Annotated in this window: 24 protein-coding genes; 11 read left to right on the top strand and 13 right to left on the bottom strand. The window is 51.3% G+C overall.

What is annotated here, in order from left to right; genetic code table 11:
- The first annotated feature begins 14 nt into the window (after positions 1 to 14).
- Positions 15 to 833, top strand: a complete 819-nt coding sequence (locus tag Q397_RS0101155; RefSeq protein ID WP_028877853.1) for a dienelactone hydrolase family protein — start codon at positions 15 to 17, stop codon at positions 831 to 833.
- 5 nt (positions 834 to 838) lie between these two features.
- Here Q397_RS0101155 and Q397_RS0101150 read toward each other — a convergent pair whose 3' ends face one another.
- Complete coding sequence (locus Q397_RS0101150; RefSeq protein ID WP_051609585.1) at positions 839 to 2,131, bottom strand: methyl-accepting chemotaxis protein; 1,293 nt, start codon at positions 2,129 to 2,131, stop codon at positions 839 to 841.
- The gene (locus Q397_RS0101145; RefSeq protein ID WP_028877851.1) at positions 2,109 to 2,636 is read right to left on the bottom strand and encodes a PAS domain-containing protein; all 528 of its coding nucleotides are present in this window, start codon (positions 2,634 to 2,636) and stop codon (positions 2,109 to 2,111) included. Before Q397_RS0101145 ends, Q397_RS0101150 begins: the two co-directional genes overlap by 23 nt.
- A gap of 290 nt (positions 2,637 to 2,926) precedes the next feature.
- On the opposite strand from Q397_RS0101145, the gene rplU reads away from it, so the two are divergent.
- The 7 genes from rplU (at position 2,927) to Q397_RS0101110 (ending at position 9,423) form a co-directional block, all read left to right on the top strand.
- Positions 2,927 to 3,238: a 50S ribosomal protein L21 gene (rplU, locus tag Q397_RS0101140; RefSeq protein ID WP_028877850.1), complete on the top strand. Its 312-nt coding sequence runs from the start codon at positions 2,927 to 2,929 to the stop codon at positions 3,236 to 3,238.
- A gap of 26 nt (positions 3,239 to 3,264) precedes the next feature.
- Entirely contained in the window at positions 3,265 to 3,522 is a 258-nt protein-coding gene (rpmA, locus tag Q397_RS0101135; RefSeq protein WP_028877849.1) for a 50S ribosomal protein L27, read from the top strand.
- 142 nt (positions 3,523 to 3,664) lie between these two features.
- Positions 3,665 to 4,768: a GTPase ObgE gene (gene obgE, locus Q397_RS20470; RefSeq protein ID WP_051609584.1), complete on the top strand. Its 1,104-nt coding sequence runs from the start codon at positions 3,665 to 3,667 to the stop codon at positions 4,766 to 4,768.
- Between the two features lie 45 nt (positions 4,769 to 4,813).
- Positions 4,814 to 5,947, top strand: coding sequence for a glutamate 5-kinase (gene proB, locus Q397_RS0101125; RefSeq protein ID WP_028877848.1), 1,134 nt, complete (start codon positions 4,814 to 4,816; stop codon positions 5,945 to 5,947).
- Positions 5,944 to 6,855, top strand: coding sequence for a glycosyltransferase family 2 protein (locus Q397_RS23725; protein ID WP_028877847.1), 912 nt, complete (start codon positions 5,944 to 5,946; stop codon positions 6,853 to 6,855). The genes proB and Q397_RS23725 overlap by 4 nt, the downstream gene beginning before the upstream one ends.
- 127 nt (positions 6,856 to 6,982) lie before the next feature.
- Positions 6,983 to 8,671 (top strand): methyl-accepting chemotaxis protein, encoded by a 1,689-nt coding sequence (locus Q397_RS0101115; protein ID WP_051609583.1) that lies wholly within the window; start codon positions 6,983 to 6,985, stop codon positions 8,669 to 8,671.
- Positions 8,672 to 8,757: 86 nt separating this feature from the next.
- Complete coding sequence (locus Q397_RS0101110; RefSeq protein ID WP_156950602.1) at positions 8,758 to 9,423, top strand: outer membrane protein; 666 nt, start codon at positions 8,758 to 8,760, stop codon at positions 9,421 to 9,423.
- On the opposite strand, the gene Q397_RS20460 is transcribed toward Q397_RS0101110, so the two are convergent.
- A complete protein-coding gene (locus tag Q397_RS20460) occupies positions 9,420 to 10,628 on the bottom strand; it encodes an MFS transporter (RefSeq protein WP_051609582.1) in 1,209 nt (402 codons plus the stop codon). The two genes, Q397_RS0101110 and Q397_RS20460, sit on opposite strands and share 4 nt — an antisense overlap.
- Positions 10,629 to 10,709: 81 nt before the next feature.
- On the opposite strand from Q397_RS20460, the gene Q397_RS0101100 reads away from it, so the two are divergent.
- Together Q397_RS0101100 and Q397_RS20455 are read left to right on the top strand one after the other, a co-directional pair.
- Positions 10,710 to 11,972 carry a glutamate-5-semialdehyde dehydrogenase gene (locus Q397_RS0101100; protein ID WP_028877844.1) on the top strand — a complete coding sequence of 421 codons (1,263 nt, stop codon included), beginning with the start codon at positions 10,710 to 10,712 and terminating at the stop codon, positions 11,970 to 11,972.
- Between the two features lie 80 nt (positions 11,973 to 12,052).
- Positions 12,053 to 12,388, top strand: a complete 336-nt coding sequence (locus Q397_RS20455; RefSeq protein ID WP_051609581.1) for a hypothetical protein — start codon at positions 12,053 to 12,055, stop codon at positions 12,386 to 12,388.
- On the opposite strand, the gene Q397_RS0101090 is transcribed toward Q397_RS20455, so the two are convergent.
- The 9 genes from Q397_RS0101090 to Q397_RS20440 all read right to left on the bottom strand — a co-directional run bounded on the left by Q397_RS0101090 (position 12,385) and on the right by Q397_RS20440 (position 20,941).
- Positions 12,385 to 12,855: an RNA pyrophosphohydrolase gene (locus Q397_RS0101090; RefSeq protein WP_028877843.1), complete on the bottom strand. Its 471-nt coding sequence runs from the start codon at positions 12,853 to 12,855 to the stop codon at positions 12,385 to 12,387. The two genes, Q397_RS20455 and Q397_RS0101090, sit on opposite strands and share 4 nt — an antisense overlap.
- 4 nt (positions 12,856 to 12,859) lie before the next feature.
- The gene (locus Q397_RS23720; protein ID WP_051609580.1) at positions 12,860 to 14,269 is read right to left on the bottom strand and encodes a divergent polysaccharide deacetylase family protein; all 1,410 of its coding nucleotides are present in this window, start codon (positions 14,267 to 14,269) and stop codon (positions 12,860 to 12,862) included.
- A gap of 16 nt (positions 14,270 to 14,285) precedes the next feature.
- Positions 14,286 to 15,599, bottom strand: coding sequence for a S41 family peptidase (locus Q397_RS0101080; protein ID WP_028877842.1), 1,314 nt, complete (start codon positions 15,597 to 15,599; stop codon positions 14,286 to 14,288).
- Positions 15,596 to 16,873, bottom strand: a complete 1,278-nt coding sequence (locus Q397_RS0101075; RefSeq protein WP_156950601.1) for a murein hydrolase activator EnvC family protein — start codon at positions 16,871 to 16,873, stop codon at positions 15,596 to 15,598. The genes Q397_RS0101080 and Q397_RS0101075 overlap by 4 nt, the downstream gene beginning before the upstream one ends.
- Entirely contained in the window at positions 16,860 to 18,422 is a 1,563-nt protein-coding gene (gene gpmI / locus Q397_RS0101070; RefSeq protein WP_028877840.1) for a 2,3-bisphosphoglycerate-independent phosphoglycerate mutase, read from the bottom strand. The genes Q397_RS0101075 and gpmI overlap by 14 nt, the downstream gene beginning before the upstream one ends.
- Before the next feature lie 116 nt (positions 18,423 to 18,538).
- Positions 18,539 to 19,297 (bottom strand): hypothetical protein, encoded by a 759-nt coding sequence (locus Q397_RS0101065; RefSeq protein WP_028877839.1) that lies wholly within the window; start codon positions 19,295 to 19,297, stop codon positions 18,539 to 18,541.
- A gap of 195 nt (positions 19,298 to 19,492) precedes the next feature.
- Positions 19,493 to 19,951, bottom strand: coding sequence for a 23S rRNA (pseudouridine(1915)-N(3))-methyltransferase RlmH (gene rlmH, locus Q397_RS0101060; protein WP_028877838.1), 459 nt, complete (start codon positions 19,949 to 19,951; stop codon positions 19,493 to 19,495).
- Positions 19,951 to 20,283, bottom strand: a complete 333-nt coding sequence (gene rsfS, locus Q397_RS20445; protein WP_051609579.1) for a ribosome silencing factor — start codon at positions 20,281 to 20,283, stop codon at positions 19,951 to 19,953. The genes rlmH and rsfS overlap by 1 nt, the downstream gene beginning before the upstream one ends.
- A 52-nt stretch (positions 20,284 to 20,335) precedes the next feature.
- Positions 20,336 to 20,941, bottom strand: coding sequence for a nicotinate-nucleotide adenylyltransferase (locus tag Q397_RS20440; RefSeq protein WP_038012418.1), 606 nt, complete (start codon positions 20,939 to 20,941; stop codon positions 20,336 to 20,338).
- A gap of 175 nt (positions 20,942 to 21,116) precedes the next feature.
- Between Q397_RS20440 and trxA the strand changes: the two genes are divergently transcribed.
- Positions 21,117 to 21,434: a thioredoxin TrxA gene (gene trxA, locus Q397_RS0101045; protein WP_038012411.1), complete on the top strand. Its 318-nt coding sequence runs from the start codon at positions 21,117 to 21,119 to the stop codon at positions 21,432 to 21,434.
- 88 nt (positions 21,435 to 21,522) lie between these two features.
- On the opposite strand, the gene Q397_RS0101040 is transcribed toward trxA, so the two are convergent.
- Positions 21,523 to 21,930 (bottom strand): Ros/MucR family transcriptional regulator, encoded by a 408-nt coding sequence (locus Q397_RS0101040; protein ID WP_028877836.1) that lies wholly within the window; start codon positions 21,928 to 21,930, stop codon positions 21,523 to 21,525.
- Positions 21,931 to 21,984: the final 54 nt, after the last annotated feature.

Here is a 21,984-nt window from a genome sequence, read left to right as displayed (position 1 = left end):
TCTGGGAGAGCACAATGTGCGATATCAACGGTTGCGGATCACAAAAATCAAACAAACCTTTACCCAAAGTCACAGCGCTGGATCGGCGTCAGTTTAGTCTGGGATTGGCGAGCTTGCCCTTGGCAACGGTGCTGGCCTATCCTGATCTGGCAAAAGCCGCCAGCCATATGATGGCGGATTTCTCCCTCCCCACAGCAAATGGTCACACCGTGACCGGTTCGCTTGCAAAACCGAAAGGTGGCACAGGTCCGGCGGTTTTGTTGATCCACGAATGGTGGGGGCTGAACGATCAAATCCGCGCGGTTGCCCATGAACTGAGCGAGATGGGTTATCTTGCGCTGGCAATTGATCTCTATGACGGCCAGTATGGCGCTACCCGTGACGAAGCCATGTCCCTGATGAAGGGGATGGATGAGGCGGCCGCGACGGAAAAACTGGTCACGGCGGTCAATTGGTTGCGCGCAAACGGGTCCGGCAAAGTGGCCACAATGGGCTGGTGTTTTGGCGGTGGCTGGTCGCTGAACACATCGCTTGCCACACCCGTTGATGCAACGGTGATTTATTATGGTCGGGTCAATAAGTCAGCGGCGGATCTGCAAAGTCTGTCCAGTCCGGTGTTGGGACATTTCGGCACGCTGGATAAAAGTATCAACAAAGATATGGTGAACGGGTTTGAAGCCGCGTTGAAAGAAGCGGGCAAAACCGATTACACCAATTATTGGTATGAGGCCGATCACGCCTTCGCCAACCCGACAGGGTCGCGCTATGACGAAAAAGACGCCGCGCTGGCCTGGACCCGCACGACGTCTTTCTTGAAAGAGCATCTAGGATAGAGATCTCAAAGCAGCTTGAAGAAGGCTTTGAGGTCCACATCCAGTTCTTCCACCGGTTTGATCTGGTCGTCAGCCGCCCAGATCACGGTGATGGCACCGGCGTAGGACCCGGCAGACGCCTGTGCGATGTCACTGATCCGGTCAGAGACTTTGCTTGATTGTGTGGCAACCACGCCGACTTTGTCGGAGATGTCATTGGTTGCCGCACCTTGCTCTTCTACGGCGGCAGCAATCGCGGCGGAGACTTCGTTGATCTCTTCAATCGTACGGTAGATATCGCGGGATTTCGAAACAACGCCTTCGGTTGCATCCTGGATATTGCCGATTTGATCGGAAATGCGATCGGTCGCCTTACTGGTCTGGTCGGCAAGGTTTTTCACTTCGGCTGCAACAACCGCAAAGCCTTTACCTGCTTCCCCCGCCCGGGCTGCTTCGACCGTAGCGTTGAGGGCTAGCAGGTTTGTTTTTGCGGCAATATCGGAAATAAGCTGGATCACTTCGCCGATGTTGTTCGCTTCTGCCGATAACATTTTAATGTCATCTTGAATGGCGTTGACGTTATTCATGGCGGTTTGTGAAGTTTCGCTCGCGTATGAGACCTGACGGGTAATTTCACGTACACTTGCCGCCAGTTCTTCCGCTGCTGCGGCTACAAGGGTGATGCTTTCAGATGTTTGGATGGCCGCTTCCGCAACTTCGATGGTGCCGGAGGAACTTTTGTCAATTCGACCGCCCATATTTTCGGCTTCTTGCACGATGGAGCGGGAATTTGCAACCACGTTGCCAACAACAGTGGTGACCTTGTCTTGAACAACCAAAGAGCTGGCTTGCATGCGAGACAGGTTTTCAATAGAGGCGTTGATATCGCGCGCAGCCTTGAGGAAGGCGCCTGTCATACCCGTTTCCAGAATATAGCGGAAATAGCGCTTTTGCGCGACATACTCCATAGCAGCCGCAGCTTCGCGCACAAACGCGTCCGTTCTGTCGATCATGGAGTTGACGGCGTCATAGACGTCTTTGACCTGTCCGTCGGCCTGTTTGGTGATACGGGCTTCAAAGTTCCCCATATCGATTTCCTGGCTGACCAGCATAATTTCAGTGAGCGCATCGGGCGAGCCGCCTCCTGTTGCCCCTGAACTTGTCAGCGCGATCAGGATGCAGGCGGCGATCAGACCACACAGAGCGAGTGTAATGATGGAAAAACCGGAAGAAACAGAAAAATAGATAAACAGGCCAAGTAAAGCGATCAAGGCGACGACCAGTAGGATTTTGCCCTTATAAAGAGAGAATGTATTCATCGTAACCGACCCCTTTTTCGTTCAGAATATCAAGCAATACTTGTGTGGAGGCTGCCATACCTTCTTTGCGGTTGGCGTGCGATTGTTCGACTTGGAGCAGCCTTGAATAGAGGGGCATGATGGTCTCTTCTAGGATTTTTCGGTTGGGCACACGGCGGTTGGAGTGATAGCCCGTATGCTGTCCGTCGGTGTCGTAGCTTGGTGTGACGTGTGCTAATACCCAATAGTGATCGCCGTTTTTGCAGCGGTTCATCACGTAGGCGAACAGTTCTTTTTTCTGTTCAAGGGTGTCCCACAGCAGTTTAAAGATGCAACGTGGCATGTCCGGGTGTCGGATCATATTATGTGGTTGGCCCATCACTTCAGACAGTTGATAGCCTGCGACATCCAGAAAAACCTTGTTTGCATAGGTAATCCGACCTTTCAGGTCGGTCTTGCTTACAATGATTTCATTGTCTTTAAAGGTCTGCTCAACTCCGCTGACCGGAGTAGTGTTCTCCACCATAGTACGCTCATATATAAATGTTTTTTCCCAGTGCATCTTGTCAAACTTTGGTAGAAAAATATACCCTAAAATATCTACGTAGACATCCGGGTGGGATTTGGGCGCGGCACCGGGAAGCCGCTTATTTATTGACTCTGGGCGAAAGATGCGTATAGTACGCCGACTTGAAGGGTTTTATGTGTTCATAAAGCCCTATATTTGTTAACGCGCTGTTCGAGGTTCTCGCTTGCGAGTCGAAGCCCGGCAATCCCGGCACCGCAGAACGCGTAAATTGAAGGATATGACGAACCATGTTCGCTATCGTGAAAACAGGCGGCAAGCAGTATACTGTCGCTGAAAATGACGTTATCATCGTTGAAAAACTGGCTGGTGAAGCCGGTTCTGAAATCACACTGGAAGATGTTCTTCTGGTTGGTTCTGAAGGTAAAACCACTGTTGGTACACCGCTTGTAAACGGTGCTTCTGTGACTGCAGAAGTTCTGGAACAAGGCAAAGGTGACAAAGTGATCATCTTCAAGAAGAAACGTCGTCAACAATATCGCCGCACAAAAGGTCACCGCCAAGAGCAGACTGTTTTGCGCATCAAGTCTATCAAAGGCTAAGGCCGTTAAATTTAGGAGATTAAGTTATGGCTCATAAGAAAGCTGGTGGCTCGTCCCGTAACGGTCGCGATTCAGAAAGCAAACGCCTCGGTGTAAAAAAATTCGGTGGCGAAGCTGTTTTGGCTGGCAACATTTTGGTCCGTCAACGCGGCACCAAATTCTATGCTGGCGACAACGTTGGTATGGGTAAAGATCACACACTTTTTGCAAAAGCAGAAGGTAAAGTGAACTTCCGCACCAAAGCCAAAGGCCGCACCTACGTAAACGTAGAAGCTGCTGAATAAGCTGTTTTAAGCTTATTAAAAGTTAGAGAAGAGAGGGGTGGTTTTTTCCATTCCTCTTTTTTCGTCTTGTCCCCTCTATACAGATGGGGGCTGTTGGATATACATTCCTGCCTTGGCAGGAACATACAACCGGTTAAAAACAATGAAATTCCTCGATCAAGCAAAGATTTTTTTGAAAAGTGGCGACGGCGGGAACGGCTGTACCAGTTTCAGACGCGAAAAATACGTGGAGTTCGGCGGTCCCGATGGCGGTGACGGCGGACGGGGCGGCGATGTGATCGTGGAATGTGTGGATAACCTCAACACCCTGATCGATTACCGCTACCAGCAACACTTCAAAGCCAAGCGTGGCGATGGCGGCGCGGGTCGTAACCGCAGTGGTAAAAAGGGCGATGATATTGTCCTGAAAGTGCCCGTCGGTACGCAAATTCTGGATGAAGATAAAGAAACCGTTCTGGCAGATTTTCTGGAACCGGGCGTCAGCCGCGTGTTGATGCGCGGTGGTGATGGCGGTCGCGGGAACGCGCAGTTTAAGACCTCGACCAACCAAGCCCCGCGTAAGTCGGAGCCGGGCTGGCCCGGTGTGGAACGGTGGGTCTGGTTGCGCCTGAAATTGATTGCGGACGCCGGTTTGGTCGGCTTACCGAACGCGGGTAAATCCACTTTCCTGTCGGCGGTGTCACGCGCGCGTCCGAAAATTGCGGATTATCCCTTTACCACCTTGCACCCCAATTTGGGCGTTGTGCATGCCGGTGATCAAAAAGACGGGCACGAATTTGTGGTCGCCGATATCCCCGGTTTGATTGAAGGCGCGCATGAAGGTCAAGGTCTGGGCGATCGCTTCCTTGGGCATGTGGAGCGCTGTTCGGTGCTGTTGCATCTGATTGACGTGACGCAGGACAATGTGGATGAAGCCTACACCACCATTCGTCATGAGCTGGAAGCTTATAGCAAAGAGCTGTCCTTGAAGCCGGAAGTGGTTGCGCTCAACAAGTGTGATGCCTTGCTGGATGAACAAGTGGAAGAACAAAAAGAACTTCTGTCCAAGGTCTATGACGGTGAGATCTACACGATCTCCGGCGTGGCGCGTACAGGGATTGACGATCTGTTGCTGAAGATGGACCGTATCATCCGTGGCGATGATGGCGGCATTAAAGAATTTACCGCGGGTCCATGGGACGATACCCCTACGGCGCCAGAGGAAGAATGGCCAGAGGACGCCAAACCGTTTGATCCCTTGGCATAATTTGCTTATAACAGACTGAAATCAATAACTTTATAAAGTCAGACCATGGCAGACCTATTTCAAAGTACGGCACTTAAAGACGGTAAACGTATTGTCATCAAAATCGGGTCTGCCCTGTTGGTTGATGCCACTTATGGTACGGTCCATCGTAGTTGGCTGGAAAGTCTGGCAAGCGATATCGCTGCCGCACGCGCACGCGGTCAGGAAGTTGTGATCGTGACCTCCGGTGCGGTGGCTGTCGGGCGACGTTATCTGGATTTACCGCAAGGCAGCTTGCGTCTGGAAGAAAAGCAGGCGGCTGCCGCCTGTGGTAATATCCGTCTGGCCCATGCTTATCAGGAAGTGCTGGGCCATCACCGCACAACAGTTGCACAAATTTTGGTGACGCTGGAAGATAGCGAAAACCGCCGCCGCTACATCAATGCCCGTAATACCATTGAAACACTGTTGAAGGTGGGGGCTGTTCCGTTGATTAATGAAAATGACAGTGTGGCAACGGATGAAATCCGTTTTGGCGATAATGATCGACTGGCGGCACGTGTGGCGGCGATGATTAGTGCGGATACCTTGGTTCTGTTTTCTGATATTGATGGGCTTTATACGGCCGATCCATCGAAAGATTTAGCTGCCGAGTTTATTCCCGTTGTCCATCACATTACGCCGGAGATCGAAGCCATGGCAGGCGGATCTGCGAGCAATGTGGGTTCCGGGGGCATGACGACAAAGATCGCCGCCGCGAAAATCGCGCTGAACGCAGGCTGCCGCATGGTCATTACCAAAGGGGAGCGTCCGCACCCGCTACAAGCGTTGGAAGACGGTGTAAAAGCCACATGGTTCCTGCCTGAAGCAACCCCTAAGAAGGCACGCAAACAATGGATTTCCGGCAGTTTGAAAACCGTTGGAAAAGTTATCATTGATGAAGGGTGCTTAAAAGCGCTGAAGGCGGGTAAAAGCCTGCTACCAATCGGCGTAAAAGAGGTCATCGGGGACTTTGAGCGCGGCGAGGCCGTGCAGGTTATGTCTTTGGCTGGACAGGAAGTGGCGCGCGGGCTGATGGCCTATGGTTCAGACGATGCCAAACGGATTGTCGGGGTTAAATCGTCGGAGATTGAAGAAAAGCTCGGGTATCATGGGCGTGATGTGATGATCCATCGCGACGATCTGGTGGTGGACCCATGATTGATGTTTCCTTTGTGATCACTGTCTACAACAAAGCGCCTTTTCTGGACGCGATGCTGTTGTCCTTGGGCAATCAATCCGGTGATTTCACACGGGAATTTATTTTTGTTGATGATGGGTCAACCGATAAGTCAGTAGAGATCATTCGACAGAAAACCGCAGACTGGCCCAACGTTAAAATCATCCAGCAAGAAAATGGCGGTGTGTCGGTGGCAACCAACACAGGCGGATTTGTCGCCCAAGGGGAATTTATCAAGATTGTCGATGCCGATGATGTGATGACCCATTTTGCCACCCGCCGCATGCTGGAATTGATGCGGGACCACAAGCTAGATCATTTGCAGGCCAAATGGCAATTGGCAGATGATCTGGTGGCAGCTTTTCATGCAACGGATGATGAAAGCGGTACGGTTGAGTTGATCGACAAGCCTTTTGAAGTTTTTATCAAAAAAGGCATGGGCGGTTCCACCTCGACTATGATGCGCACCGCGACGTTTAAACAGGTCGGCGGTTGTGATGAAACCGTCTTTGTGCAGGATTTTTCCATTCCCTTGCGGATCAGCTATGAAGGGCGTATGGGGAAGACTGATTTGTTGGCGGTCTTTGGCCCCAAGACGGCAGAAGGGCGCGTGCTTGATGCTTCTGCAACGGTCATTCATGACCTGTCTGCTACCATCCAGCATTTTTTGCGCGACCATCCAGAGGTCCCGGCTGCATTGCAACAGGTGGCCTTCAAGCGTTGTGCCGGACGTGCTTGGAAATGGGCCAAACGCGAACAGAAGCAGAGTATGTTCTGTCGGGCATTTTTTCTTTATGTGATGGCGCAGTTACCTGTTTGGTCTAAAACCGCGGGCTGGATCGAGAAAACTTTGTACGTCTGGGATAAAGAAGATGTACGCCGACCATAGGTGTTAAAAAAGATCGTTTTTTTACAATTTTATGTAACTATTTTTAGAATGACTCATAAAGCGTTAATGATCACCTGCTAAACCATTCTATACATTGAGATAGATTTTGGTTCAGGGGATCATACTTATGAATAATATTGCTGAAAAATTGCAGCATTTTCGCTTGGATGCGACGGCAGTATCGGCATTGCGGGACTTTTTGCCAACGATTGAGCGCAATATTGATCCCATATTAGACATTTTCTATTCTTATATCCAAAAATGGGAAGGTGTTCCCGAGGTTTTAAAGGATGCGCAAAATCTAAATGTCCTAAAAGACGTGCAAAAAAAACATTGGTTCCGTATTTTTAACGGGGACTTTGATGACGATTTTTTGCAAAAATCTGCAAAAATTGGCGAAGTACACGAAAAGTTTGGCATCACACCGCAATGGTATATTGCAGGTTATAATCTGATTGTGGACGAACTGTTGGGTCTGGTCTTGAAGACATATGGCAAGTCCCCTCAAAAGGCGATGCCATTGTGTCAGGCGATCACCTCTGCGGCGTTTCTGGATTTGGAAGTATCCATGAGCTCGTTTGTTGATCATTCCAGCCAGACCTATACGAAAAAAGCCCAAAGCAATTTTGCGGATCACTTAATGGATCGTTCCGTGAACCTGTCCATGTCTGTGAACGAAGCCTCCATTGCCAATGCGTCGATTTTGCATTCCATTCGGACGGTGGATAGTGACACGCAGCAGATTGCGGCAGCTATCGAGCAAATGGTTATGGGCTTCCAAACCATCAGTGAAAACAGCACAGAAGTCTCGCGCTCTGCGACCGAAGCGTTGCTGTCGACGCAGAACGGGCAAGAAGCGACCCGTCAGGCTGTCGATAGCATGAACGAGATCTCCCAAGCGGTTATGACAGCGGCGTCACGTGTGGATGAGCTGTCCGAAGCCTCTCAACAAATTGGGGAAATCGTCGGCTCTATCGAAAAAATTGCCTCTCAAACCAATTTGCTGGCACTAAACGCGACCATTGAAGCGGCGCGTGCGGGCGAGGCAGGTAAAGGCTTTGCGGTTGTGGCTGGCGAGGTCAAGGCCTTGGCGGATCAAACGTCGCGGGCGACCGATCAAATCCGCAGCCGGATTGACAATCTGCGTGATGAGATGGCGCGTATCGTAGTTTCTATGCATGAAGGCACACAGGCTGTTTCCAACGGGCAGGGAGTGATGAAGACGGTGGATGACAATATGCATACCGTCGCACAACAAATTCAGGTGGCTTCCCAAAGTATGGATCAGATCAGTGTCGTTCTGGATGAACAGATCGAGGCATCGGATAGTATCAATACTGCCATCAACGGCATTGCCCAAAGCAGTGCCAAGAACGTAGAAGACGTGAAATCCAACATGATTGCCATGCAGTCTGTGGAACATATGATCAAAGAACAGATGGAGACACTGGACAACTTCGACATCCCGCAGCGCATTATTCGGGTGGCGAAGTCGGACCATGTGATTTGGAAAAAACGTTTGGCGGATATGATCGCGGGGCTAGAAGGTCTCAACCCTGATGAATTGGCAGATCATACCTGCTGTCGTCTGGGGAAATGGTATTATTCAGAAGACGCGAAGGCCTGTCATGCCCATAGCGCCTTTGCCGACCTTGAAGATCCGCACAAAGAAGTTCACGCCCACGGGATTGAGGCGGTGCGCCTTTATAATGCAGGGGATGTGGAAGGTGCCTTGGCTGAGATTGCCAAAGTGGACACCTATTCCAAAGAGGTTATTCGCCTTTTGGACGAACTGATCGAGCGGAAAATAAAATAAATTAGTGTTATTTTCCATGTTTTTATGATAAACGGCGCCGGAATAATTATCTTAAGTTGAGTCAGAATACATCTTTTGAGGTGAATGTGAAAAATATCGTTTTTACAACTATCATGTTGCTGTCTACTACAGCTATCGCAAGTGACTTTACAGGACCTTATGTCACCGGAGCTGTTGGATATGTTTACGGGTTCAACAATGGTAAAGAGAAGTTCGCGTCAAATGGTCAAGACAGTGCATCCCAGAAAATGAATTTGACTGATTTCAATTGGGCAACTTCTGCAGGGTACAATTGGGAAGTCAGTGATGGGGTGTTGCTTGGCGGCGAGGCAACCTTTGATTGGATGACGGCAAGCGATACCGCAAATCAAAAATTGAATCAGTTGTATTCGCAGCAATGGGTTGTGTATTCTGACGTTGTGTATACGACTTCTGTGAGAGCAAAGGTCGGAAAAAAAGTGTTTGATGATCAAGGATTGCTATATATTTCTGCAGGCCCCACAATTGCTAAAGTAAAGTATGGTTTCCTAGATCTAACAGGTCCTCAGTCGGAGGAGAAATCTACTACCCACAAGGGAGTTGTGGGGGCTGTTGGTTTGAAATATAAAGTTTATGATAATCTTTCGTTATTTAGTGAGGTTTCATGGACGAAATTTGCCCGCGAGAGCATAGATGCTCAGGTATGGGGTAAGATCCAATATCAATCTCTGTCGTTGGGTGGGGCAAAAATTGGTTTGTCTTACGATTTTTAGATACGATGAGAGCTCGTTTTTGGGTTACGTACTTTTAACCAAATCACGGATATGAGCGCGAGGGTCATCGGGACAGCGACCATAAAGTTGACCCATGACCAGCCCATCGCGTTTTGAATGGCGCCGCTGGAGAAGCTGGCGGCCGCAACCGTGCCAAAGACCAGAAAGTCGTTGAGGGCTTGGACTTTGGCGCGTTCTGTTTCGCGGTAGCATTGGGTCAACAGGCTGGAGCCGCCGATAAACATAAAGTTCCAGCCCACCCCCAGGGCGACGAGCGCAAACCAGAAATTCATCAGGTCAACGCCGGCGAGGGCAAAGGCCATACAAATCCCATTGAGGACCGCGCCGATGAGGATAATGTTGAGCACGCCGAACTTTTGAATAAGCTTTCCGGTAAAGAAACTGGGCAGAAACATGCCTAAGACGTGCCATTGGATGACAAAGGCCGCGTCGCTAAAGTCCAACCCACAGGCGACCATGGCAAGGGGCGTTGCGGTCATGACCAAAATCATTACGCCATACCCCATCGTGGCAGACAGTCCTGCGGTGATGAAGGCCGGTTGCTTGACGATTTCCAACAAGGGCCGCGCTGGGCCATGCATCTCGCTATTGGGTGTTTCTTTGCGAAAGCGGATCCCCATGACGATGAACATCGCGACGATATAAAGTCCCGCCATCGCCAAAAAGCCGCCGGCAAACAGGACGGGTTCAAACCATTCTTTTGACTGTGTGGCAAGCCATGGCCCTAAAAAGGCTGCGACAATGCCCCCTGCCATCACATAGGAGATGGCGGTGGGGCGATGTTCTTTATTCACCACTTCGGCAGCGGCAAAACGCAGGAAAGCGGCAAAGCTGTTGTTGATGCCCAGCCCGAAGCTGCCGACGACAAACAGCCAGAAATTCCCTTGAAAGATAGCATAGGTGGCTAAAAGCGCCGAGGCGATGCCGATAGATAAGCCAACAGAAAAACCAAACTTACGCCCGACCCGACCCATAAACAGGGAGGCGGGGATCGTTGCGCACATCATTCCGACAAACTGAAAGGCCAGCGGCAAGGTTGCCATTGACGGTTTATCAGCAAGAATGGCCCCGGTCAGGGCAGTGGTTGTCATAATCAGGCTGGAGCCACTCATGACCATCGCTTGGACGGCGGCGAGTAAAAACACCTGAAGCCGGTCTTTTGACCAATTATATGTATCTTCCATAATATAGGCTTGATACAGCTTGCAGGATGCAAAAGAAAGACTTATTTTACCCGCCTAACTCTATGATAAAGGAATAGTTTAATGACGGCGCAAGCTCATGACATTAAAGCGATTATGCAAGACCTCGGTTCCAAGGCGAAAGCCGCTGCCCAAGTTTTGTCCATCGCCCCAACTGAGCAGAAAAACAATGCCCTTTTAAAAGCGGCTGACTTGTTGCGCCAGAATATGCCAAAAATCAAAGAGGCCAACTCCAAGGATATGGCGGCGGGTGAAGCAAAAGGCCTGAGCGCCTCTATGCTGGATCGCCTGATGCTGGATGATGCGCGCATTGAAAGCATGGCGTCGGGCCTTGAAGCGATTGCCGAACTGGATGATCCGGTGGGTGACATTATGTCTGAATGGGACCGCCCCAATGGGCTGGAAATCCAGCGTGTGCGCGTACCATTAGGGGTGATCGGGATTATCTATGAAAGCCGCCCCAATGTGACGGCGGATGCAGCGGCGTTGTCGTTGAAGTCCGGCAACGTTGCGATCCTGCGCGGTGGGTCGGAAAGTTTCCATTCCAGCCATGCGATCATGGAATGTCTGAGCGAGGCGCTTCAATCCGTTGATCTGCCGCAAACCTGTATCCAGATGATCCCGACTACGGATCGTGCGGCGGTGGGCGAGATGCTGACCATGTCCGACACCATTGATGTGATTGTCCCGCGCGGCGGCAAAGGCTTGATTGAGCGCATTACCCAAGAGTCTAAAATTCCGTTGTTTAAACATCTGGACGGTATTTGTCATATCTATGTAGATGCGAAAGCTGATCTGGAAAAAGCGCGTAAAGTCGTGGTCAACGGCAAGATGCGTCGTACCGGCGTTTGCGGGGCGACCGAAACGCTTCTGGTCAACCGCAGCGTGGATATGAAGGGTATCATTGCGGACCTGATCGAGGCGTGCTGTGAAGTCCGCGGGGATGCAGAAGCACAAAAAATCGACAGCCGTATTCTGCCTGCCAGTGAGGAAGATTGGGGCACGGAATATCTGGATGCCATTATCTCTGTAAAAGTGGTTGGCGATGTCAACGAAGCGGTTCAGCATATCAACACCTATGGGTCTCACCATACGGATTGTATTATCACCGAAGATATGGCGGTTGCAGAAACCTTTTTAAATCAGGTCGATAGTGCGATCTGTGTCCTTAATGCCTCCACACAATATGCCGATGGCGGCGAGTTTGGCATGGGCGCGGAGATCGGGATTTCCACAGGCAAAATGCACGCCCGTGGTCCGGTGGGTGTCGAACAGTTGACCAGCTTTAAATATAAGGTGCGTGGCACAGGTCAGTGCCGTCCCTAAGGGGGTTAACATCAAGGCATTGAAATTTTCTGGAAATCAGGTCACAATCCAACAGGTTGCATGTCTGAGGAGAATTTTCAATGCCTTATGTTCTTCGGGAACCATCCGGGCAGATACAGGCGATTTACCAAAACCCCCACGATGGGGTGGAGGAAGAGTTGCCTATGAACCATCCCGACATTATCGCCTTTTTGAGTACGCAATCGGGGACGGCAGCCACGCTGCTGGATTTGGCGGAAAGCGATATGGCCATGGCCCGCGTCGTGGAAGATTTAATTGAGCTTTTGATTAAAAACGGTGCAATCAGTTTTTATGAGTTACCGCTGGCAGCGCAGGACAAATTGACCCAGCGTCAACATTGGCGGGGATCAATCGATGATGCGCTGGACCTGTTTGGTGGTGGCAAGGTGATTTAAACCAGCCCTTTAAACTGGTAGACGATTTCCTGATAAAGCTCGCGTTTAAAGGGGACGATCAGGTCCACGATCTCTTCCAGCTCGACCCATTTCCAACGGGCAAATTCCGGGTGCTTGGTGGCGATGTTGATATCATCATCGGTGCCATCAAATTTCAGGGCAAACCAGATTTGTTTTTGGCCGCGATACTTACCTTTCCAAACCTTGCCGATCAAATGGTCTGGTAAATCATAATAAAGCCAGTTGTCTGTACGCGCGAGGATATGGCCTTTGTCCGTGCCGATTTCCTCTTTCAGTTCGCGTAAAGCCGCATCATAAGGGTCTTCTTTTTTGTCGATCCCGCCTTGGGGCATCTGCCAGGCGTTGGGTGTGTCGATCCGTTCGGCGACAAATACTTGCCCTTTGTCGTTGAAAAGGCAGATACCGACACAGGGGCGATAGGGCAGACTTTTCTTTTTCTTACTCATGAGCTTATTGCTTTTGGCGTCCGACAAGGCTGGAAATAGGTGCAATTTTGACCCCGTTGAGGGAGGTTGCCCAGTCCTTGATGGTTTTGATACTGTTGGGAGTCGCGCTGATGATCGCAGCAGTGGCCCCCTGATTTTTGGCGAGGGTTTCCAGCGTGTCCAGTTGGGCGCGCAGGCGGCGGTCACTGACATTAGGGTCAATGGTGATATCGGCAATGGCGCGGGGCATTTGCATCTGATCGGCCAGGTCCAGCGTCAGGCTGCTATCGGATGTGCGCGGGTCCATAAACAACAAGCCACGGGTTTTCATTTCCCCCAGGACGGGGGCCAGGGCTTTCGGGTTTTTGGTGAACTGTGATCCATGGGTGCCGACAAAGCCGACATAGCCTTGGGCCTGCATCATCAGCAGGTTCAGGTTCTTCAGGTTTTCGGAAGGGGTCTTGCTCGTCATCATCGCCATGGGGCCGGGATCGTCTGCGGGGAAGGCTTCACTTTCCATGGGCAGTTCCAGCAAGACTTCATGGCCCTGCTGGCGCGCCGCCGCGACCCAGTTTTTAAGGCCTTGTCCATAGGCGCTGAAAGACAAGGTAACGTCCAGCGGTAGATGGGCAATGGCAGCTTCTGTCAGGGCTGTACTTTGGCCCAGTCCTTCGACGATCAAGGCCACAACGGGTGTGGATGGATCAGCCGCAAACGGGCGCGCATAGCTCTTCCATGGTTCGCGCCCATCCTTAGAAATGGTCGGCAACAGGCCAAGCTCGGTTGGTTCAAACAAGCTTTGATCATTGGCCGCAGGCAGGGGTTGTGCCGCAATCGGCTCCCCCAGATTTTTCACGGCTTGGGGCAGGACGGCAGGGATTGTGACCCCGACTTCCCCCACCGCTGCCGTTGAAAGCGGTGCGTCGGGATTATCAGGTGTATAGCCGCCCATACCGCCTGTGACAGTGGCGCTTGCCATGTTGGCAGTGGCACCGGCTGCGGTGGTGGCGGATAATTTAGGGCTTGCGGTGACACCTGCTGTTGTGCCGCCAGTGACGCCGCCTTGTGTCAATTTAGCGCCAGTCGTTGGCGGTGTCAGACCACCGGTTGCTTGTTGCTGCAAGGCCATCTCGACAGCGCTGCCGACATTGCCTTTAGGTTTTGTCCCATCCGCCGTGTCGCCATCGTCCCCGGAAAAGAACCAGTAGGCCCCACCGCCGATGACACTTAACCCGATGACGGCACCGGCGACGATGCCGATTAACTTGCCTTTTTCAGCGAACAGAGCCTTGAGTTTGGACTCTTTGTCGTGATCATCAAAGTCATCGTCAAAGTCAAAATCGTCGTCGTCATCATAATCGGTGGGGGCCGGAACCCCGCTTTCACCGGTTATTTTGTCGTCATCGAGGTCGAAATCATCGTCGTCGGCAGCCATGGTCTTTTACCTTCGATTACTCTTCAGTGGTTCTGGGCATTTCAGAATATAAAGAGATACCTTCGATCAGGTCGAGCGCTCGGCTGAGCTGGTAATCCTGAACCTCTTCTTTTTTCTCATCGCCGTTGAGTTCTTCTTCCACTTTTTTCTGACGTTCTTCAGCATTTTCGTCGGTGTTTTCCAGTGATCCGCGCAGGTCCGCTTCGCGACTGCCAAGACCAATGCCGAGTTTTTCGATTTTCGCCACATCGACTTTGATGTCCGGCTCAATCCCCAAGGCTTGGATGGAACGACCGGACGGCGTGTAATAACGCGCTGTGGTCAGGCGCATCGCCCCATTGACGCCCATCGGGACGATGGTTTGAACAGAACCTTTCCCGAAGGAACGTGTCCCTAAAACCAACGCACGGGCATGGTCTTGCAGGGCACCCGCAACAATCTCGGAAGCTGACGCGGAGCCACCGTTGATCAGGACGATAATCGGCAGGCCGTCTGCAATATCACCCGGACGCGCGTTGAAACGCTGGATATCTTCGGCGCGGCGGGAACGGGTAGAGACGATTTCCCCACGGCTGAGGAAAGCATCGGAAACGGCAATCGCTTGATCAAGCAGCCCACCGGGGTTGTTGCGCAGGTCAAGGACGATCCCTTTTAAACGGTCGCCTTTTTCTTCGTTAAAGCTTTCAATCGCTTTATTCAGGCCAATTTCTGTTTGTTCGGTAAAGCTGGTGATGCGAACGTAGCCGATATCACCTTCCATGCGGTGGCGCACGGACGGAACTTTGATCACGGCGCGGGTCAGGGTCACGTCAAACGGCTTGTCACCGTTACGGCGTAGCGTCATGGTGATATCTGCCCCGACCGGGCCGCGCATTCGATCAACCGCTTCGTTTAGCGTGAGGCCAGAAACACTTTCCCCATCCAGATGGGTGATCAAATCGCCGGCTTCCACACCCCCTTTAAAAGCGGGGGTATCATCGATGGGGGAAATGACTTTGATAAAGCCGCTGGGGTCCATGGAGACTTGAATCCCCAAGCCACCAAACTGGCCTTTGGTCTGGACCTGCATATCTTTAAAGTGATCGGCATTCAAGAAACTGGAGTGCGGATCAAGCGAGCTGAGCATCCCTTGAATGGCGGCTTCAATAATTTCCTGATCGGTCTTTTCTTCCACATAATCTGTGCGGACTTTTTCAAAAACCTGGCTGAAGAGGTTCAGCAGTTGATAGGTTTTTGCCGGGTCTTCTTTCGGTGCATCTTCTGCCAACACAGGGGTGGCAAGTAAAAACACGCTCAGAAAAGCGGTTGTTAAAGAAAATCGATTGGTCATCCTCGCGCCTTTGCGTTTTGTCGCCTTAACCAAGGCGACGGATTAATTGGTGCGCCGTTTTTGCGCAGCTCGAAATAGAGAGTAGCATGGCTAGAACTGTTTGACGACATAACTCCGACGGGTTCACCGCTTAAAAGCCATTGTCCAACAGATACATCAATGCGATCCATCCCTGTCAGCAGTGTATGATATCCATCGCCATGATCAATGATCAAGAGTTGTTTATATCCCCGAAAAGGTCCAGCAAATGCAATTTGCCCATCATAGGTAGCGACGATCTGGGCTCCGTTTCGCGTTTTGATACTGATGCCCTTATGATTACCGCCGAGTTTTTCTTTTTGCCCAAAGCTCATGACCACGGGCCCCACAGCCGGACGGGACAGGTTGCCTTTGGATCGCGAGATGGGTTTACCTTTCGGTGGTGTGCCTAACACAATCTCGGTATCTGGTTCGCTATCTGGCTCGATATCGGTTTCACCCGTGCGTTCGGCGGGCGTATCGGGCTTCTTGGGGGGAATGACATTGACGCGTTGCTGGGCTTCACGTTCTTTACGTTCTGCTTCCAGCCGCTGGATCAGGCCGCGCAGGTCTTTGGCTTTTTGTGTCAGGTTGGCCATTTTTTGGCGCGCTGTCTTGCTGTCAGCGATATAGCGCTTGCTGAGGGTTTTCTTTTCTTGGATCAGCACGTCCAGACGGCGGCGTTCATCATCCAGATTGACGTTAGCCCGTTCCAGACTGGCTTTTTGACTTTCCAGTTTTTCACGTTTTTGCGCATAAGTTTCCACATCGCTGCGCAAGGTTTCGGCCTGTTGCTGGATGTGAGGGATGATGGAGCGCAACAAGATTGCACTGCGCACCATATCGGAAGGGTCTTGCGGGGAGGCAATCAAGGCTTCTGGCGGGTTAAGCGCCAGACGTTGCAGGGCCATGAGGGTATCCACAGACTGACCATAGCGTTTTTCCAAGGCATCGCGGGCGAGCTTTTCGTCACGCGTCACGTCCATGAGGGCGAGTTCAAGGCGGGTGACATTGGCTTCGCGCTGCTGTACCGATTGGGATAGGGCAATCAGTTCGGCGCGCAGGGCGGTGACTTCATCCTGTAGGGCTTGGGACTTGTTGGAAAACTCTTTACTGCGTTGTTGTTGCTGACGGATATCGCGTTCAATGGCTTTCAATTCATCCTGTTTGCTTGCGCCCCATACATCTGCGGGCTGCCCTGTAAAAAGGGCAACCAGACAGAGAGACAGCAAGCATCTGGACTTATTGTGCCGCACGAAGTCCTGTATCCTTAATCAAAGAGTGACCGGTCATTTCCGCCGGTTGGTCTAGGCCCATCAATTGTAACAAGGTCGGGGCAACGTCCGCCAAGGAGCCGCTGCCCAATGTGGACACGCCTTGGGGCGGGTTAACCAAAATAACCGGAACGGGGTTCAGGGTATGGGCGGTGTGCGCTTGACCTGTAGAGACATCGCGCATCATTTCCGCATTGCCGTGATCGGCGGTGACAAACATGGTGCCGCCGCTGGCGATGATCGCTTTTTCCAGACGGGCAAGGCTGGCATCGATGGTTTCAGCGGCTTTAATAGCGGCTTCCAAAACACCCGTATGCCCGACCATATCACCGTTGGCATAATTAACGACAATCAGATCGTAGGTCTTGCTTTCAATGGCGTTGACCAGTTTGTCGGTCAGTTCGGGGGCGGACATTTCCGGTTGCAGGTCATAGGTTGCGACTTTGGGGGACGGCACCAGAATACGATCTTCCCCGGGGAAAACCTGTTCTTCCCCCCCGTTGAGGAAGAAGGTGACGTGCGCATATTTTTCCGTTTCCGCAATACGCAGTTGCTTCAGTCCTGCATCAGACACCACTTGCCCCAAAATGTTTTGCAGTTTTTCAGCCGGGAACAGGGCGGTCATGAAGGTGTTATGGTGGCTGGAATATTCCACCATGCCGGTTTGTGCCGCAAATTTGACAATCTTCGCCCGCTCAAAGCCTGCAAAAGCCGGATCGCACAGCGCGGACAAAACTTCACGGGCGCGATCGGCGCGGAAGTTTGCCATCAACAGCGCATCGCCATCTTTCATGCCGTCAAAGCCGTTAATGGCGGTTGGCAGGACAAATTCGTCGGTGACATCGTTGCTGTAAGATTGATCGATGGCGGCGAGGGCGCTTGGTGCGGCTTCCCCAACACCTTGGGTCAAGGCATCATACGCTTTGCTGACACGGTCCCATCGTTCATCGCGGTCCATGGCGTAAAAACGTCCGGCGACTGTCGACACTTGAACGTTTTTGCAATCGGCAAGGTCGGCTTCAAAGCGGGCCATATAGTCTTTAGCGCTGCTGGGGGGGGTGTCGCGCCCGTCAAGGAAGGCGTGGACATGAACCGTGAGGCCCGCGTCATCCAGCGTTTTTGCCAATGCGACCATATGATCTTGCGACGAGTGAACCCCGCCCGGTGACAACAGCCCCAACATGTGGCAGGCACCGCCTGTGTCTTTCAGGCGGGTGATCAGGTCTTGCAGGGCTTGTGTGGTGCCGAGCGTCTTTTCAGCAACCGCCTTGTCGATACGGGGCAGGTTTTGCATGACAACGCGGCCTGCGCCCAAGTTCATGTGACCGACTTCGGAGTTCCCCATCTGACCGGAGGGGAGGCCGACTTGCTCAGCAGAGGCGTTTAGCTCTGTGGTCGGGCAGTCTGTGGACAGACGATCCCATGTTGGTGTTTGGGCAAGGGCAATGGCGTTATCGGTTTTTTCGGCGCGTTTGCCCCAACCGTCAAGGATACACAAAACAGTTGGACGGGGAGGATTAGTCTGGGTCATGTCAATCTTCAAAGCTTGTTAGGGGGCTTAATGTATGTGGGTCGTTCCATTATAAAACCAAGTGACTGGTTTTAAAATAGAGACGACCCACAAAAATCCTTAAAAGTAAGATGTCGTTACTGACGGGCAGACGCTTCAAGTTCTTTCAGGCTCTTTTCCGCACGGAATGCCTTTTCGATAGAGTCCTGCGCGCGTGTCACCATGTTTTTCAAGGTGTCTACGAAACCGCGCATGTCATTTGCCACGTTTGTAAAGGTGCCCTCATATTGACCGGCCGTCGCGGCCTCAATCGCCATGTTGGTTGCGATGGAATTGGACTGGGAAACCACTTCGGCAATACGTTTTGCCTGTTCGTTCAGGTATTTGACGCCGCCGTTTTCTTGTTCAAACTGTGCCAGCAAAGCAGCGATGGCTTGATCACCTTCATCGGTGTAGCCCGCGTTATCATAGTCTTGATCGCTGTAGTCATAGTCCCCTTCGGCATACTCTTCAGAAGCATATTCGTCATAAGTTGCTTCTTCAGCATATTCGGCTTCTTGATATGTCTCTTCTTCATGGGCGACAGATTCTGACTGTTCAAGCTCGTCGGCTTCCTTGAAGGCTTCAACCTTCCCCATTTCGAGGTTGATTTGCTCAAGGCGGTTAACCAGTTCACGGGTATATTGGGTCAGAGCACGGATGGAGACACCGTAAGATCCGGCGCGACCGGCTGCCAATTCCGCGTTCAGCGACAGGATACGCATGTCTTCGGCAACATCGCCCAGACCCTGAAAGGCTTCCAGCGTGTTGCGGCATTGACCGAAGAGTTCGTGTTGGTACTGTGCAACCTGAGAATTAGGTGCCTCATATGCATGTGAGCTGACTGAATCTTGCATCGTTATCGCTTCGCCCTTTGCTGGTGAAAACTGTTTCTCAATTATTTATATGGGATTATGACCTGTTTCGTCAAAACCGCAAATCCCTTTCTTGAGATATACCCCACATTTATCAGAAAATCTTCAAGAAAGGAGAATTCAGGCAATGTTTTTGGGGGAAGGTTTTAACGAAACCTGCCGTTTAGTCAGTCGTGATCAATCTCTATGATATGGATGGCCGGCCAGAATCGCCTGTGCGCGAAAGAGTTGTTCTGCGAGCATGGGGCGGACCAGCATGTGTGGCCATGTCATGGCCCCGAAACTGAGCAAGAGATCAGCGCGGGCGCGCACGCTTTCATCCAGACCGTCAGCCCCGCCGATGATAAAGGCGATATCACCGCGTCCCTGATCCATCCAGGTCTGGATTTTATCGGCAAAGGTCCGGCTGGGCAGGGTTTTGCCGCGTTCATCCATGGCAACGATGACGGCCCCTTTGGGCACGGCTTCCAGCAGCAGGGTGGCTTCGGCCTGTTTCAGTTCGTCACCACTAAGCTTTTTTCGGATATCCAGTTCTTTGAGGACAGGGGCCGGGCGCATGCGATCGCAGTAGGTATCAAAAAGGGCCTGTTCAGGCCCTTTTTTCCATTTACCCATGGCAATGATGTGGCTGCGCATCAGCCGATGGTTTCGGCTTCAGCGGCGTTGGCTTTGGGGCCGTCCCACATTTTTTCCAGATTGTAGAACTCGCGCACTTCCGGGCGGAACAGGTGAACGATGACGTCAAATGCATCTAGGACGACCCAGTCACCTTGGTCTTTCCCTTCGGCGACGAGACCTTTCATACCGGCTGCTTTGAGTTTTTCCATCAGGTGCTCAGCCATGGCGACGACCTGGCGTTGCGAGGTACCGGACGCAATTACCAGATGATCTGCGAGACTTGATTTTCCTGCTAAATCGATGGTGACAATATCTTTGGCTTTGTCGTCGTCCAAAGAGGTCACAGCCATATCCAGAATTTCCTTGGATGAAAGTTGGCTTTTTTTCGCGCGTGCTATGGTCTTATTCCTTATGTTCAAGTCGGTTACGTATTTCGGTTGCCGATAACGTGTTTCCCCGGATGGGCAGAAAAATCCAGTTGCCGTTGTCCTTTTGTTTCAGGACGGGCGCCATGCGGGCAGGTAAGCGCTTGTTCCTGAATCGTTGGGCTGTTATCGACGACAACGCCTTTAAAGCATAAGTGGGACGGTGATAAATGGCAATCCTGCACATGTTGAAAATGACCTGCCAGTCTTTCCAGCGATGAAACGTTGCCAGATTGTCCGCTCCCATAATCCAGACAAACCGGATGTTGGGATAACGCATATGCAATGCTTTTAGCGTGTCGGCGGTATACCGAGTCCCCAGCCGTGTTTCAAGTGCTGTTATGCGTATTTTGGGGTTTTTCACCACTTGTGCGGCAGTTTTAACACGCTTTTCCAGCGGGGCCATGCCTTTTTTGGATTTTAGCGGGTTTTGTGGAGAGACAAGCCACCAGACCTGATCTAGCCCCATTTGCTTGAGTGCCATTTCTGAAATGTAGACGTGACCTTGGTGCGCGGGGTTGAAGGAGCCGCCGAGTAAACCGACGCACATGTGTGTTTGTGGGCCAAAAGACGCAATGGTCATAAAATCTGATTCTCTAAACAAATGCGATCCATAAAGGTCCGCCATCTTATACATCCACGGGCGCAACACAAGATGCAGCGGGCACAAATTCAGTTTCTTTCGTCCATGTCTTGACGAGGTGGGTTCATGACCCTAAATTCAAGTCACGTTTTTTTTGATCCTTCAGGATAAGATTATGACACAAAAGATTACAGACGACAGCTTTGATGCAGATGTCGTAAATTCCGATAAGCCTGTACTGGTTGATTTCTGGGCAGAATGGTGTGGCCCGTGTAAGCAGATCGCTCCGGCACTGGACGAACTGTCTGAGGAACTGGCAGGTAAAGTCACTATTGCCAAACTCAACATCGATGAAAACCCCGGCACGCCTTCTAAGTTTGGTGTGCGTGGTATCCCGACTCTGATGCTGTTTAAAGACGGTCAAGTTGCGGCGACTAAAATCGGTGCGCTGCCGAAAAACAAATTGCAGGAATGGATCGAGTCTGTCCTTTAAGGTCCAGACAGTTCTTTGCTGAATTTAAAAAAAAGCCCTGCTGAATAATCGGCAGGGCTTTTTTTGTATCTGTCGTTAGGGCGGCGTCTTATTTTTTACGGGCGCGCGTACCCAGACCGATCTTTTTCGCAAGGGAGCTGCGGTGCTCTGCATAATTGGGGGCAACCATCGGGTAATCTGACGGCAGGTTCCACTTTTCGCGGTATTCTTCCGGCGTCATATTATAGGCTGTTTTCAGGTGGCGTTTCAGCATCTTGAGCTTTTTGCCGTCTTCCAGACAAATCAGATATTCTTGCTGGATGGATTTTTTAACAGGAACAGCCGGTTGGACTTTTTCCTTTATTTCAGGTTTCTCGCCAACGGTGCCGAGTGTTTTGTAAACATCTTCGATCAATTGTGGTAGGTCGCTGGTGCTGACGGAATTGTTGCTGACATGAGCCGATACAATTTCGGAGGTCAGTTCTAAAAGTTCAAGTTTGCTGGGTTGTTCGCTCATGCTAAACATGTTCCTTACGATTATATTAGTTCTGCGGCTCTTTGTTTATAGTTG

The sequence above is a fragment of the Terasakiella pusilla DSM 6293 genome (genome assembly GCF_000688235.1).
Classification (GTDB): Bacteria; Pseudomonadota; Alphaproteobacteria; order Rhodospirillales; family Terasakiellaceae; genus Terasakiella; species Terasakiella pusilla.
This window is presented reverse-complemented; position numbering and strand designations above follow the sequence as displayed.

Coding starts and splice junctions, on each gene's coding strand:
- Q397_RS0101155 (WP_028877853.1), top strand. CDS start 15: ATGTGCGATATCAACGGTTGCGGATCACAAAAATCAAACAAACCTTTA.
- Q397_RS0101145 (WP_028877851.1), bottom strand. CDS start 2,636: ATGGTGGAGAACACTACTCCGGTCAGCGGAGTTGAGCAGACCTTTAAA.
- Q397_RS0101090 (WP_028877843.1), bottom strand. CDS start 12,855: ATGAGTAAGAAAAAGAAAAGTCTGCCCTATCGCCCCTGTGTCGGTATC.
- gpmI (WP_028877840.1), bottom strand. CDS start 18,422: ATGACCCAGACTAATCCTCCCCGTCCAACTGTTTTGTGTATCCTTGAC.
- Q397_RS23720 (WP_051609580.1), bottom strand. CDS start 14,269: ATGGCTGCCGACGACGATGATTTCGACCTCGATGACGACAAAATAACC.
- Q397_RS0101100 (WP_028877844.1), top strand. CDS start 10,710: ATGACGGCGCAAGCTCATGACATTAAAGCGATTATGCAAGACCTCGGT.
- trxA (WP_038012411.1), top strand. CDS start 21,117: ATGACACAAAAGATTACAGACGACAGCTTTGATGCAGATGTCGTAAAT.
- Q397_RS0101080 (WP_028877842.1), bottom strand. CDS start 15,599: ATGACCAATCGATTTTCTTTAACAACCGCTTTTCTGAGCGTGTTTTTA.
- Q397_RS0101115 (WP_051609583.1), top strand. CDS start 6,983: ATGAATAATATTGCTGAAAAATTGCAGCATTTTCGCTTGGATGCGACG.
- Q397_RS20455 (WP_051609581.1), top strand. CDS start 12,053: ATGCCTTATGTTCTTCGGGAACCATCCGGGCAGATACAGGCGATTTAC.
- obgE (WP_051609584.1), top strand. CDS start 3,665: ATGAAATTCCTCGATCAAGCAAAGATTTTTTTGAAAAGTGGCGACGGC.
- rplU (WP_028877850.1), top strand. CDS start 2,927: ATGTTCGCTATCGTGAAAACAGGCGGCAAGCAGTATACTGTCGCTGAA.
- rpmA (WP_028877849.1), top strand. CDS start 3,265: ATGGCTCATAAGAAAGCTGGTGGCTCGTCCCGTAACGGTCGCGATTCA.
- Q397_RS20440 (WP_038012418.1), bottom strand. CDS start 20,941: ATGACCATTGCGTCTTTTGGCCCACAAACACACATGTGCGTCGGTTTA.
- proB (WP_028877848.1), top strand. CDS start 4,814: ATGGCAGACCTATTTCAAAGTACGGCACTTAAAGACGGTAAACGTATT.
- Q397_RS20460 (WP_051609582.1), bottom strand. CDS start 10,628: ATGGAAGATACATATAATTGGTCAAAAGACCGGCTTCAGGTGTTTTTA.
- Q397_RS23725 (WP_028877847.1), top strand. CDS start 5,944: ATGATTGATGTTTCCTTTGTGATCACTGTCTACAACAAAGCGCCTTTT.
- Q397_RS0101150 (WP_051609585.1), bottom strand. CDS start 2,131: ATGAATACATTCTCTCTTTATAAGGGCAAAATCCTACTGGTCGTCGCC.
- Q397_RS0101065 (WP_028877839.1), bottom strand. CDS start 19,297: ATGCAAGATTCAGTCAGCTCACATGCATATGAGGCACCTAATTCTCAG.
- Q397_RS0101040 (WP_028877836.1), bottom strand. CDS start 21,930: ATGAGCGAACAACCCAGCAAACTTGAACTTTTAGAACTGACCTCCGAA.
- rlmH (WP_028877838.1), bottom strand. CDS start 19,951: ATGCGCAGCCACATCATTGCCATGGGTAAATGGAAAAAAGGGCCTGAA.
- rsfS (WP_051609579.1), bottom strand. CDS start 20,283: ATGGCTGTGACCTCTTTGGACGACGACAAAGCCAAAGATATTGTCACC.